The following is a 13,918-nucleotide window of genomic DNA, read 5'->3' on the forward strand; positions in this document are numbered from 1 at the left end:
CACCAATACAAACAAGGTAGTACATTCTCCATGGCTGAATTCAAGAGTGACCAAGTTATCGGTTCTGTCACATTTCGCTCAGATGCACAGTGCGATGCTGAAACAATTTTTATCAACTCAAAACAGCCACTATTTACTGAATATTGTGTATTGGTAAACGAGAAAGAAATCGACAATTTCCTAACATTGGTATATGCCAATATTCGGGAATTAAATACTTAATAAGCGCAGTTTATCGGAACGCCTTTCCGCTGCGATCCAAGCCGTCTGCAGTTGCGGATGTTATAGTCAAAAGGAGAGTTCGAAGTGAAGCAACTTATTTTAGTATTGATTCTTGCCTTTTTGGGCAGCGTTTGTTTTGCAGAAGAATCTAAGTATTACAATATTGAATATGAAAACGGTGAACTAAAGCTTCCTAAAAAGGACCATTGGTTTATGAAGCTATTCAGGGATCAGGATAGGCAGGTAATTTTCATAACAACCCTTATTAAAAGGAATGCCGTACTAAACAAAGACATCATCCTTGTTCCACCTAAGGTATTGGAAAATTTCAAGCTTACAAATAACAGAGTTGATAGAGATAAAATTGGTGATTTTTCAATTTCTAAATCAGCATTAGTAAACCCATCAGAAGAATTATTAATAAAAGCTGAGTTCTTTAGTATTGATAAAAGCAAAGCTTCGTCTTTTGTATCAAGCATAAAGTCGTTATCTTCTGCATATATAAGCAGCTCAACATCACAAGGAGTATCAGAAGTAGCTAATTCAGCTCTAGAAGCACTCAGCAGCCTAGTTTTTTCATCTGACTCAGTATATGTCAGTTACACAATTCGTGTAGAAGAAGAGAAAAATGGAGGAAAGGTAAACTTGTTTTTTGATGACACCGGCAATATTTTGAGTAAGCCTTCTTCAGATGGGGATGTTAATGCAAATGTAAGTTTCAAAATCACCTCTTCAAATAATGTTGCAGTTGACTTCTCAAGAACATTCCAGAACCAATCTGTTGGGCAAACGTCACTAGACATATTTGATGAACTTACGAATGCAAAAAACAATCAAGAAAAATACGCTGCGTGTAAAAAACTTGAAGGGGATTTGAATAGAAACTTTGACAAAGAAACCTCCAAGAATTTTTTGGCAATTGCACTAAATGACATAGAATGGGCACAAGATGAAACAAATAGCAACTGCATGGATCGAGATGACGCTCTTAACTACAAAGTAAAACACGGATTGTCTAATTTAGTTAATTGTGTAGAAGGCTTATGTGTCAATACAAAAAGCATCTTATTGCTCCTCAAAGTTAATGCGAATGATCAAGATATTTCTCCTTTTGCTGGCGGTTCAAATGTAAGGGAAATGGATTGTAAATTTGATAAACTAAAAGCCTTTAAAACAATAAAAGATCAAAAGCTACCTGGTGGTTTGATTGTATACACAAGTAACACTTGTTTGGTTATGTCATCTAACGAGCATACATACGAAAGTACATTTACTTGGTTGAATGACAAACTTTTAGGCCATGGATGCACAAAAATTTCATCTGGGTGCTAAGCGTTAAATGCAAATGATCATAGAGTCTTTACGCACAATCCATAAAAAGCACCGTCTGCAAGACGGTGATGTCTCTTCACATACAAAGTCAGCCCAACTTATAACGTCGCAATGGCAGCAAGCTGTATGTAAGAATAAGATAGAGCCAGAAGTTAGAGTTTCACCAGAAAACAATGAACGTATTGATATCGTTGATTATGGTGAAAATATCGCTTACGAGTTAAAGGTTTCAGGTAAGAATACTCACCATGAGTTTTATAAAGACCTGATTAAAGTTCTCACATATAACGAGTATCAAGAAACTCAAAACAAAATTACCAAATTAGTATTTATCAGTGAGCAAGACGGCATCAAGTCATTATCGGCACGCTTAGACTCAAAGTTTATTCAAATGCTATCAGCCAATCATAAATTATCTATCGAGCTGGTCAGCATCTAGTAAACGACTGAAGTCGCTCCCTACTCTTCTGACCCATTGAAGCTTTCCCCCACCCCAGACACTTGACGACAACTCATTCAAAGAACAGAATGATATCAATTATCATTTGCAAATGAGTATCTAAGAGCATCCATCATGCACAACCCCAGCCCTTTTGCGAAACAGCTGCGCCAGAAGATCCGCCACGCTCAGGAGCCAGACAACCCAACCCTGTTGATGACCTGGTTCAATCTGGAAGAAAGCGAGTGTGCAAGCTCCAGCCTGGAGCAACAGTGGCAGCGCTATCGCTCATCGGTTGAGTTATTGCTGGATACCTTTGCCGATGATCTGAATCCGGCCCACTGGCGGGCATTGTGCCTGGATAACCTGGTGCGGCCACTTGGCTGCCTGCAGCGGCTGGCAAAAAACGACTGGCAAACCCGGGAGCTGCATCGTCTGCTCCAGGAGGTCAGCACCATCTCTCATTATTTTTGCCCTGATTTTCCCCAGGCTCATTAAGCCACTGAACTAACAACCCCGAACCAAGTTAAGGAATCACAATGACCACACGTATTGAACGCGATAGCATGGGTGAACTGGAAGTCGCCGAAAATGCACTGTACGCAGCCCAAACCCAACGCGCGATCAACAACTTCCCGGTAAGTGGCCAGAGCATGCCTCAGCCGTTTATCCGTGCCCTGCTGCTGGCTAAAAAAGCCGCGGCGCAAGCCAATACCAAGCTGGAGCTACTGAACGCCGATACCGGTGCTGCCATCTGCAAAGCGGTGGATGAAGTACTGGGCGAAGAAGGTTACATGAAACACTTCCCGGTTGATGTGTTCCAGACCGGTTCCGGCACCAGCTCGAACATGAACGCGAACGAAGTGCTGGCAACTCTGGCCACCCGCACAGCGGCCGAACTGGTTTCTCCGAATGATCACGTGAACTATGGTCAGAGCAGTAACGATATTATTCCGTCCAGTATTCACATCAGTGCAGCGCTGGAAATTAATGAGAAGCTGATCCCGGCGCTGACTTACCTGGCGGACGCCATTAAAGCCAAAGCCGCGACGCTGAAAGATCAGATTAAAACCGGCCGTACTCACCTGATGGACGCCATGCCGGTACGTATGGAACAGAGCCTGCTGAGCTGGGCAACTCAGATCGATCAGAATATCGAAGCCATCAAAAACACGCTGCCGATGCTGCAAAGCCTGGCGCAAGGCGGTACGGCGGTTGGGACGGGCATTAACGCACACGAAGATTTCGCTGAGAAATTTAATCAGGAACTGACCGAGCTGACCGGCGTGAAATTCACTAAAGCCGCCAACCTATTCACCCATATCGGCACTCAGGACATCGCGGTCTCTGTATCGGGTCAGCTGAAGATGACAGCGGTTTCGCTGATGAAAATTGCCAATGACCTGCGCTGGATGAACTCTGGCCCACTGGCTGGCCTGAGCGAAATCGAACTGGAAGCACTGCAGCCGGGTTCTTCCATCATGCCGGGCAAAGTCAACCCGGTGATCCCGGAAGCCACTGCGATGGTTGCGGCTCAGGTGATGGGTAACGACACCACCATCACAGTGGCTGGCCAGTCGGGTAACTTTGAATTAAACGTGATGCTGCCATTGATTGCCCGCAATCTGCTGGAAAGCATTGAGCTGATTGCTAACGTTTCCCGTCTGCTGGCAGACAAAGCCATCACCAGCTTTAAAGTAAACGAAGACAGCCTGAAGCAGGCGCTGTCACGCAATCCGATTCTGGTCACCGCACTTAACCCAATTATTGGTTACTTAAAAGCGGCTGAAATTGCCAAGCAGGCGTACAAGGAGGGTCGGCCGGTGATTGATGTGGCGCTGGAGAATACTGACCTGTCTCGTGAAGAGTTAGAACGTTTGCTGGACCCGGCCAAACTAACGCAGGGCGGTATCTGATCACCACAAGCCTATGACGAGTTCATAGCAAACCGGCGCCACTCACTCGATGAGTGGTGCCCTCTGTCTCTTCTGCATCCGATCTTATAAACATTAAAACAGTGCGTCCCGATATTGAAACAAACAGGCCACGAAATATTGATCTGCATCTCCACCATGAGCGTGATCTGAACCCATAATCGGATGCTCGCTGACACGATTGTTCAAGGAACCGGCATGAAAAAATTACTCTCTTTCGGGGCTCTGGCTGCCCTGCTGTTATGCGCTGCCATCGCCTGGGCGTTATGGCTGAAGACAGACAATGTCCCGCAAGGGTTCAGCTTCAGTAACGGACGTATCGAAGCAGAACACGTCACCATCGCTTCAAAACAAGCCGGCAGAATTGCCGAAGTATTAGTGAAAGAAGGCGATATGGTGAAAGCCGGTGAGGTACTGGTTTTGCTCGATAATCAGCAACTTCTGGCGAAACGTGCCGAAGCCGCGGCGATGATCACTCAGGCCGAGTTATCGGCGGAGGAAGCCGCAGCCGCGATCGCACAACGTAAAATCGTGCTGAAGCAGGCCAAAGCCGATCTGAAACGCGCCCGCTCCATGTATGAACAAAAGGTCGCCCCGGAAGAAACGCTGGAACAAGCCCAGACTCAACACGACTCCGCTGCAGCAACGTTACGCCTGGCGATGGCCACGGAGAAAAGAACCCGTGCCAGTATTGATGCCGCCCGTGCCAGCCTGGCGCAATTAGAAACGCTGCTGGATGACACCATGATTCGTGCGCCGAGGGATGGCCGGGTGCAATACAAACTGGTGCACGCCGGTGAGGTGATTCCTGCTGGCGGCCACGTGATTACCCTGCTCGATACCCGTGATGTGTATATGGAGCTGTTTTTGCCCGCACACACCATTGGCCAGCTGCGTATGCAGGATGAGGCACGCATTATTCTCGATGTCGCACAGGATTACGTGATTCCGGCACACATTACCTTTATTGCTGCCGATGCCCAATTTACTCCCAAACAAGTTGAAACCCGTGAGGCGCGTGCCGATCTGATTTTCCGCATCAAAATCAGCATCGATGAGGCATTGCTGCAACAGTATCAGGACGTGGTAAAAACAGGCGTCCGCGGTATTGGCTGGGTGCGCACCGATCATCAGGCCAACTGGCCTGACAACTTACAAGTGAGATTACCGGCCAGCGAATAAAGGACCGCGCATGAAGTCTATTGTCGAAGCCTGTGATATTCGTCACCAATACGATGGGCAAACGGTGTTATCGCTTGAAACACTGAACATTCCGGCGGGTGTGATGGCCGGAATCATTGGCCCGGATGGGGTTGGTAAATCCACCTTGCTGGCACTGATCACCGGTGTTAAACAACTGCAGCAAGGGAGCCTTAAGGTATTGGATGGCGACATTCATGACCGGTCGTTCCGCAAGCAGCTGTTGTCGCGGGTGGCCTATATGCCCCAGGGCCTGGGCCGTAACCTGTACCCGACGTTAAGTGTGAGCGAGAACCTGGATTTTTTTGGCAATTTATTCGGCCAGTCGCAACAAGAACGTCAACAACGTATTGAACATCTGACCCGGGCAACCGGACTCTTCCCGTTTCTCGATCGCCCGGCAGGCAAACTCTCCGGCGGCATGAAACAAAAGCTGAGCCTGTGTTGTGCATTAATTCACGACCCGGATTTACTGATACTCGATGAGCCAACCACCGGTGTTGATCCACTGTCACGCCAACAGTTCTGGCAACTGATCGATAACATCCGTCAGCAACGGCCAAACATGAGCGTGATTGTGGCCACCGCTTATATGGAAGAAGCCGAGCAGTTTGAGTGGCTCGCCGCACTCGACGACGGCAATCTGATTGCCACCGGCAGCCCGCAACAACTGCTGCAACAAACCGGCAGCGAAAATCTGGAACAGGCTTTTATTCGACTCTTACCCAAGGCAAAACGCCAACAACACCAACCGGTTGTGGTTGAACCACTCACGGTATTCAGCGACGAAGCCGCGATTGAAGCGCACAACCTGACGCGCCGCTTTGGCGATTTTATCGCCGTGAACAATGTCTCGTTTAACATTCAGAAAGGCGAGATTTTTGGCTTTCTTGGCTCGAATGGTTGTGGCAAAACCACCACCATGAAAATGCTCACCGGCTTGCTGCCAATTTCTTCCGGTGACGCCCGGCTGTTTGGCCAACAACCCGATCCGAAGGATTTAGCCACCCGCCGCAAAGTTGGTTATATGTCGCAGAGTTTTTCTCTGTATTCCGAAATCAGCGTGCGCAAAAATCTGGAGTTGCATGCCAGCCTCTACGACCTCCAGGGCGAACAGGCAGACAACCGCATCGCTGAATTATTAACACAGTACAATCTTGAACAGGTGGCCGACACCTTACCCGCCAGCTTGCCACTGGGCATTCGCCAGCGCCTGCAACTGGCCGTAGCGGTATTACACAAGCCGGAGATTTTGATTCTCGACGAGCCGACTTCCGGCGTTGACCCGGTCGCTCGGGATGTGTTCTGGCGACAGCTGATTGATTTATCCCGCAACGACGGGGTGACGATTTTTATCTCGACACATTTTATGAATGAAGCCGAACGTTGTGATCGCGTGTCTCTGATGCACGCCGGTGAAGTGTTGGCAGTCGGTGAGCCACAACAGCTGGCGCAACAGCGTGGATTTGATTCGCTGGAAGGGGCATTTGTTGATTATTTATCCGAAGCCTCTCGGTCGTCAGAAGAAGCCTCTCTGCCGACCGCAGAAGCCTCGGAAGACGCTCCAGCCGCAGTAGCGGATACAACGTCAGATAACACGGCAGGTACAGTAAAAGAGGCAATCACAGGCGTGAGCCTGCGGCGTTGGTGGGCATACGCCCAGCGCGAAACACTGGAAATCCTACGCGATCCAATCCGTCTGGCATTTTCCCTGTTTGGGCCTTTATTTCTGATGCTGGCTTTTGGTTATGGTATTTCCTTTGATGTCGAGGAATTAACCTACGCCGTTCTGGATCATGATCACTCACTTGAAAGCCGCACATTAACCGCCAGCTTATCGGGTTCACGTTATTTTCAACAACAAGCGGAACTGGCCACTTATCAACAAGGACTGGATTTAATTCAGCAAGGAAAACTGACGCTGTTTGTTGAAATTCCTCCCGGATTTGGTCGTGACTTTTTACAGGGTGATCACCCTACCGTTAATGTCACCATTGATGGTGCCATGCCCTTTAAAGCCGAAACCACTGAAGGTTATGTCACCGGGCTGACACTGACGGAACTGGAAAAAATAATGGCCGCCTCGCCGTATGGCAACCGGGATTTATTACCCCTGAATATTCAGAGCCGCTTTTATTTCAACCAAAGTTTTGAAAGTGTCTTTGCCATTGTTCCCGGGGTTGTCATGCTGATGCTGGTGATGATTCCGGCAATGATGACGGCATTAGGCATTGTGCGCGAAAAAGAAAGTGGCTCGATCGCCAATTTTTATTCCACCCCGGTGACCCGACTTGAGTTTTTGTGTGGTAAGCAAGCGCCCTATATCGCCATTGCGTTTATCAGTTTTATTTCATTATTAGCGCTGGCGGTATTGCTGTTTGATGTACCCGTGAAAGGTTCTTTATCGGCATTAGCGCTGGGGGCTATTTTGTATGTTTGGGCAACCACCAGCTTTGGCCTGGTTATATCGACCTTTACCAAAACTCAGATTGCCGCCATGTTTGCCTCGATGGTGCTGAGCATTATTCCGGCGGTGAATTTTTCCGGGTTATTAATACCGGTTTCCTCCCTGAGCGACAGCGGGCAAATGATTGGTATCAGCTTCCCTTCTTCCTGGTTCCAGCAAATCAGCATTGGTAGCTTTACCAAATCACTCAGCTGGACGGACCTGTGGTTTAACCATCTGATGCTGGCCGGGTTTATTGTTGTTTTTACCGGCCTGGCCTGGTTTGGCCTGAATAAACAGGAGCGATAAATGAATCTGAATAATATTGCTCGCCTGGGGATTAAAGAACTGTTCAGCCTGAAAGCCGATTTCATTCTGATGTTGCTGATTGTGTATATCTTTTCGCTTGCGATCCATTCGATTGCAACCAGCGTCAATTTTGAAGTGAAAGATGCCAGTATCGCGATTGTCGATGAAGATCGCTCTTTCCTCAGCCGTCGTATCAGCTCGGCATTCTTGCCACCACAATTTAAGCCAGCCGGGTTTATTGCAGCCGATCGCATCGACACGGTGCTGAAAGATGGCGAATACGTGTTTGTGGTTGTTTTCCCGCCGAACTTTGAAAAAGATCTGCGCCTGGGTAACCACCCGGAAATACAAGTTAACATTGATGCATCCGCCATTGCTTTAGCCGGCAACGGTGCAGTTTATATTCAGCAAATCATTAACCGCGAAGTCATCAAATATCTGGCACCGAACCGCCCATTATCGGGCAATCTGCCGCTGACCGTGAATGTGCGTAAGCTGTTTAATCCCAACTCCAGCTCACGCTGGTTTAATGCCCTGATGCAGCTGGTAAACAGCATCACCATGCTGGGTATTATTCTGACCGGCGCAGCGCTGATCCGCGAACGGGAGCACGGCACCATCGAGCATCTGTTAGTCATGCCCGTGACCCCAGCTGAAATCATGCTGGCGAAAATCTGGGCCAATGGCCTGGTGATTCTGGTCGTGGCGTTATTGTCGTTGTGGTTGGTGGTGCACGGCTGGCTGGGAGTACCGATTCAGGGGTCTGTGTTGTTATTCACCGCCGGGGCGGTGCTGTATTTATTTTCCCTGACCTCGCTCAGCATCATGCTGGGTACGCTGACGTATTCCATGTCTCAGTTTGGCTTGCTGATTATTCCCGTGGTGGTGGTGATGTATTTGTTATCCGGTGGTACAACGCCACAGGAGAGCATGCCGGACCTGGTGCGCTGGTTTATGCAGCTGTCGCCGTCCAGCCATTTTGTCAGCTTCTCACAAGCGGTGTTGTACCGTGGTGCGGGGGTCAACAGCGTCTGGCCACAATTACTGACGCTTTCCATCAGTGGGGGCGTGTTTTTTATCATCGCACTGCGGCGTTTCAGAAAAGCAATAGAAGGCGCCGCCTGAGACATCAGGCGGCTAACATCGGATAAACGCGGTGTCAGATTAACTGACCGCGATGCCTGATTTAACTGACCGCGATGCGAACCTGCTTCCAATCCCAATACGCGGTCAGGAAATAACAGCCGATAAACAGTGTTGCCCACCATTCAATAATGCGTTTGCCGTGGCTCATTTCAATACCCACAGTAACACCGGCAAACGCCACAAACATAAACCACAGCACCGCCATTAACGCCACTTTGACACGATAGGATGGCACCGTCAGGCCCTGTTTCCGGGCTTTAAAAATCAACACAAAGTTAATCGTCAGGGCAATCAACATACCCTGAAAAAACAGGTTGGCACCACGAACATGAACGCCCCAACGAGTCGCGTCTTTTTCGGGTAACAACACAGCAGTACCCACTAACAAACCAACCGCCGCCAGGGTGCCAAAAAACTGCATAAAATTGAGTGCGACCTTACCACTGTAGGGCTGCAGCCAGCTGCGCATCAGCTGCCACCAAATCACAAAAAAGACCGTGGCGGCAATCATGCCCCCACGAAAAATAAAGCCACCGTCGCCTTTCATGCCGGTGTGAGTGATATCGGTACAACCATCAAAAAACGGATTGCACAATTCCGCCGTGCCCTGGGTGGTGCCCACCCAGTAGGTAACTGCGATGGTTCCCATCGACAGAATAAAACTCAGCAGTGCCGTGACCTGACCAAATGACATAACGCGCTCTCAATCGTCTATAAACCGTGTGCCCGGCAGTATAAATAAAAAAAACGTCAATCGTTACCAGTGTTGTGTCAAACCCGACAGCTGCCGTGTTTAGCGCTTCCGGACTCTGGTAAGTGCTTGTTAATTCAGGCAACATCGGTGCACTTGTACGGAATGCAGAAGAATGGGAAACCTTGTGTATGCTGGATCGCTATCTCATTTATCCAGGAGTTTCTGCAGCGGGGAACCATCTGCTCCGCCGATCAAGGCTTGCTCTTCGCCTGGTGATGATAATTCTGTTATTTTTAAGCGGCGTGACAACCGCACATCAGACGTCCTCGTTTCACCCTTCATTTGATACCGACCCACAAACACTGACGCTGACCCAGGCCGAAAAAGACTGGCTCAGTCGCAACACCGTAATTACGCTGGGGGTCGATGGCCGCTGGCCACCGGTTGATTTTTTTAATGATTCCGGCAAACACAGCGGTATGCTGGCGGAGTATCTGGATCATATTGAACGCTTTCTGGGAATACAGTTTGCGCTGAAGCAGTACCCCAGTTTTGACGATATGATGGATGCCCTTCAGGACGGCGATCTTGCTATTGCTGCATCTGTTGTCCGCACTCCGGAAAGAATGCAGTCGTTATGGTTCTCCGACACCATATTCAGCGCCGGCAAGGTGATTGTCAGCCGGATGCAGGACCCGGTTCAGGACTCCGCTGCATTTGCTAACCGCGTTCTTGCGTTAGAAAAAGGGTATTACTTTGAGCAGGAAATACGCGGCATATTCCCCGACATCCGGATTAAATATTTTGATAATTCCAAGCAAGCGATGTTGGGGCTGGCCGCCGGTGAAGCCGACTTTTATATTGCCGAAAAAGTGCTGGTCGACTGGCTACGACACGAATTACATATCGGCAATCTCTATATTTCCGATCACACACCGTTTGACGTCGCACACCAGGCATTTGCTATCCATCCGGATCAACACTGGCAGCCTTTTGTCACCATTCTGAATAAAGCCCTGCGTTCCATCCCGGGTGCCGTTAAGTCCGGCATCCAGTCACGCTGGAGCGGTATTACAGAAGAGGAGCAACCGCGACAAGGCTGGACAGAAGCGGAAACACGCTTATTACAATCCCTGCCACCGCTGAAAATCGGGGTCGACCCGGCCTGGCCACCGTTTGAATTTGTCGACGATCAGGGCCAGTTAACCGGCCTCGCCACCGAATACAACCAGTTGATTGAGGAACAGCTGGGCGTTCGCTTTGAAGCCGTTTCACACGCCAGCTGGCAGGAAACCTGGGAAGCATTTGAGAATGGCGAAATCGACCTGATCTCCGGTGTTAACCCAACAGCCAAACGCTCCGAGTACACCCTCTACAGTATTCCTTACATGGTGCACCCTTATATGATTCTGGTTCATGAAGATACGCGCTTTGTGAATTCATTATCCGATTTATCCGGCAAAAAAGTGGCCGTCGGTGCGAGTTTTGCCATTGAGGATATTCTGCAAAAACAAAACGATTACCAACTGGTGAGTTATGCCACCACTCAGGATGCACTAATCGCGCTAAGCTCCAGAGAAGTCGATGCCTATGTTGGTTTGTTGGGTACATCGTCCTGGGTATTAGAGAAATATGGCATTCGTAATATTAAAGTGTCTGCGCCGATCGACCATAAATATTATCAAAGCATCGGGGTCAACAAAGACAAACAGGCGCTACTGCCTTTATTAAACAAAGCCATTGAAAACATCCCGGAGTATCAGAAAAAAAGGATCAAAAATCACTGGTTCCAGGTTGCATTTGATTACCACATTTCAAAAGAAGAAATTTTCCGTACCATTCTGTTAACCCTTGCCGTTTTATTACCGGTGATTGTTGTAATTTTATTGTGGAACCGAAAATTAAAACGAACCCAGGAAGCATTAAAGAAAAGCCAGAAAAATTTAGCCCGGGCCAAAGAAGCAGCCGAACATGCCAGCCAGTTTAAAAGTCAGTTTCTGGCGAATATGTCGCATGAAATCCGCACCCCGATGAATGCTATTATTGGCATGAACCATTTATTATTACGTTCAGAACTCAGCCCTCATCAGGTGGGTTACGCCCATAAGATCAAGAAGTCAGCGACGGCGCTATTAGGCATCATCAACGATATTCTGGACTTTTCTAAGGTGGAAGCAGGCCGGCTTGATATTGATAACCTGCCATTTAATATCCACAGTGTGTTTTCAGAACTGGCGGATATGTTATCTCTGAAAGCCAGTGAGAAAGGCATCGAAATTTTATTGGATGTCGATGCTCATATTCCACAACATTTAATGGGTGACCCGTTAAGAATCGGCCAGGTCTTAATTAACCTGACGCAGAATGCTATTAAGTTCACTGATCAGGGAGAAGTGCGGGTCAGAGTCACGTCAATGACCGAAACACCAAATCCAGATCACAAAGTTCAATTGCAGTTCAGTGTTGAGGATACCGGCTCTGGTATCGACCCGGATTTTCTGCCGTATTTATTCGAACCCTTTGTCCAGGCCGATGGCAGCGTGACACGAAAACAAGGGGGTACCGGCCTGGGTCTGCACATCGCCCGCCAGTTAATTCAGCTGATGGGCGGTGAGCTGTATGTTGAAAGTGAACTGGGGGTTGGTAGCCGTTTTTATTTCACGATTGAGCTTGAAGCAGAAGACAATGAATCCGACGCATCAAAGTTTGTCCCCTGTGAAGCCATACAGGGATTAAGGGTTTTAGCCATTGATGACAACCCGTCTGCGCGACAGTTGTTGCAGGATATGCTCGAGTCCTTTTCTTTTCAGGTAACCACCTTAGCCAGCGGTGAAGATGCCGCATTTCTGGTTAAAAGCATGGACGATCAGGGCGAACCTTTTGGCCTGGTGATTGCCGATTGGCAAATGCCGGGACTGAATGGCATTGAAACCTTAAAGTCGATTGAACAGTTGTCGTTAAGCCGCGCACCTGCCCGGGTTCTGATCACTGCGTATGGTCGCGAGGATGTTTTCCGAAGTGCCGAAAATCATGAACTGGATGCACTGCTGATGAAGCCGGTGAATGCATCCGTTTTATTCGACAGCATCATGAAAATATTTTCAGTAAACCCTGAACAGCGTGGCAAAGTACGCACCGACAAACCGGTCTGGTTATTAGGTGACGTACTGGTTGTTGAAGACCACGAAATTAACCAGGCGGTGGCGCTGGAGTTATTGCACTCAGTTGGCATTATGGCCGACACCGCCACCAATGGTGTGGAAGCGATTGAAGCGATCCGCCAGAAACATTACGACCTGGTATTAATGGACCTACAAATGCCGGTGATGGATGGCTTACAGGCAACTGCGATTATTCGCCAGGATGAAAAGTTAAACAGTCTGCCGATTATTGCCATGACCGCTCATACGATGCTGGGAGACAAACAACGCTGTCTGGCAACCGGTATGAATGACCACATTGCCAAACCCATCGACCCGGATCACTTCATTGAGGTTCTCAGTCAGTGGTTGCCTCAGGGCGAAGCGCCAGAGCACGACCCTCAACATCATACTGCCACCGGCGACACTGATAATCAGATTCAGGACATTCAGATTCCAGGCATTGATATTCAATGGGGCATTAGCCGGGTTGGTGGTAACCAAACACTGTATTTCACTCTGCTCAATAGTTTTTATCAAAAGCACCGCAACGATCTGAATGACCTCAGTCAGGCCTTAAAAACGGGCGACCTGAAAAAATCGAAACGCCTGGTTCATACCCTGCTGGGAGTATCCGCGAATATAGGGGCCAGTGATTTTGAAAAAGATGCCGAGGCTTTTAATCAATTGCTGAAACAGCCTGGCAGATCCGTGGATTCAGTGATTACCAGCCTGCCCTGGAAACGTTTTTGCGAAAGCTTTAACGAGTTATTTGAAAATCTGGTACGCAGTGGCATTTTAATTCAGCCAGATAACCCAACATTGGCTTCAGCTGACACCATACAAACCATTAATAATGATGCCCGCCAATCATTGGCGGAATTGACGACGTTATTGCAACAAGGCGATGCCTCAGCCCAAACGACTTTTGACCTGATTGCCCCTTCTTTGCCAGACTCTATCAGCATACCCTTAGCAAAAATGCTGGATGATTTTGACTTCGAACAGGCACACCAGTTTGTGGCCGCCGCTTTATCGGATGAAAAGGATGACTGA

The 13,918-nt window shown here is 48.4% G+C and carries 9 protein-coding genes; 8 read left to right on the forward strand and 1 reads right to left on the reverse strand.

Translation table 11 applies throughout. The features are described from left to right. Positions 1–306 precede the first annotated feature (306 nt). From KFF03_RS16535 to KFF03_RS16565, 7 genes are all read left to right on the forward strand, one after another. Positions 307–1,554: a hypothetical protein gene (locus KFF03_RS16535; protein ID WP_255858028.1), complete on the forward strand. Its 1,248-nt coding sequence runs from the start codon at positions 307–309 to the stop codon at positions 1,552–1,554. 7 nt (positions 1,555–1,561) lie between these two features. Next, positions 1,562–1,993 carry a hypothetical protein gene (locus tag KFF03_RS16540; protein ID WP_255858029.1) on the forward strand — a complete coding sequence of 144 codons (432 nt, stop codon included), beginning with the start codon at positions 1,562–1,564 and terminating at the stop codon, positions 1,991–1,993. 135 nt (positions 1,994–2,128) lie between these two features. Beyond that, positions 2,129–2,491, forward strand: coding sequence for a hypothetical protein (locus KFF03_RS16545; RefSeq protein WP_255858030.1), 363 nt, complete (start codon positions 2,129–2,131; stop codon positions 2,489–2,491). 41 nt (positions 2,492–2,532) lie between these two features. Continuing rightward, the gene (locus tag KFF03_RS16550; RefSeq protein ID WP_255858031.1) at positions 2,533–3,909 is read left to right on the forward strand and encodes a lyase family protein; all 1,377 of its coding nucleotides are present in this window, start codon (positions 2,533–2,535) and stop codon (positions 3,907–3,909) included. A gap of 216 nt (positions 3,910–4,125) precedes the next feature. Continuing rightward, a complete protein-coding gene (locus KFF03_RS16555; RefSeq protein WP_255858032.1) occupies positions 4,126–5,109 on the forward strand; it encodes an HlyD family secretion protein in 984 nt (327 codons plus the stop codon). Between the two features lie 10 nt (positions 5,110–5,119). Continuing rightward, the gene (gene rbbA, locus KFF03_RS16560) at positions 5,120–7,882 is read left to right on the forward strand and encodes a ribosome-associated ATPase/putative transporter RbbA (RefSeq protein ID WP_255858033.1); all 2,763 of its coding nucleotides are present in this window, start codon (positions 5,120–5,122) and stop codon (positions 7,880–7,882) included. Next, the gene (locus tag KFF03_RS16565; RefSeq protein WP_255858034.1) at positions 7,883–9,007 is read left to right on the forward strand and encodes an ABC transporter permease; all 1,125 of its coding nucleotides are present in this window, start codon (positions 7,883–7,885) and stop codon (positions 9,005–9,007) included. 61 nt (positions 9,008–9,068) lie between these two features. Here the strand turns inward: KFF03_RS16565 and KFF03_RS16570 are convergent, their stop codons facing one another. Further along, on the reverse strand, positions 9,069–9,722 hold the full coding sequence (locus tag KFF03_RS16570) for a Frag1/DRAM/Sfk1 family protein (protein WP_255858035.1): 654 nt from the start codon (positions 9,720–9,722) through the stop codon (positions 9,069–9,071). 275 nt (positions 9,723–9,997) lie between these two features. On the opposite strand from KFF03_RS16570, the gene KFF03_RS16575 reads away from it, so the two are divergent. Beyond that, on the forward strand, positions 9,998–13,918 hold the full coding sequence (locus KFF03_RS16575; protein ID WP_255860951.1) for a transporter substrate-binding domain-containing protein: 3,921 nt from the start codon (positions 9,998–10,000) through the stop codon (positions 13,916–13,918).

The organism is Bacterioplanoides sp. SCSIO 12839 (genome assembly GCF_024397975.1).
Taxonomy (GTDB): Bacteria; Pseudomonadota; Gammaproteobacteria; order Pseudomonadales; family Oceanobacteraceae; genus Bacterioplanoides.

Coding starts and splice junctions, on each gene's coding strand:
- KFF03_RS16575 (WP_255860951.1), top strand. CDS start 9,998: ATGATAATTCTGTTATTTTTAAGCGGCGTGACAACCGCACATCAGACG.
- KFF03_RS16555 (WP_255858032.1), top strand. CDS start 4,126: ATGAAAAAATTACTCTCTTTCGGGGCTCTGGCTGCCCTGCTGTTATGC.
- KFF03_RS16565 (WP_255858034.1), top strand. CDS start 7,883: ATGAATCTGAATAATATTGCTCGCCTGGGGATTAAAGAACTGTTCAGC.
- KFF03_RS16540 (WP_255858029.1), top strand. CDS start 1,562: ATGCAAATGATCATAGAGTCTTTACGCACAATCCATAAAAAGCACCGT.
- KFF03_RS16545 (WP_255858030.1), top strand. CDS start 2,129: ATGCACAACCCCAGCCCTTTTGCGAAACAGCTGCGCCAGAAGATCCGC.
- KFF03_RS16570 (WP_255858035.1), bottom strand. CDS start 9,722: ATGTCATTTGGTCAGGTCACGGCACTGCTGAGTTTTATTCTGTCGATG.
- KFF03_RS16550 (WP_255858031.1), top strand. CDS start 2,533: ATGACCACACGTATTGAACGCGATAGCATGGGTGAACTGGAAGTCGCC.
- rbbA (WP_255858033.1), top strand. CDS start 5,120: ATGAAGTCTATTGTCGAAGCCTGTGATATTCGTCACCAATACGATGGG.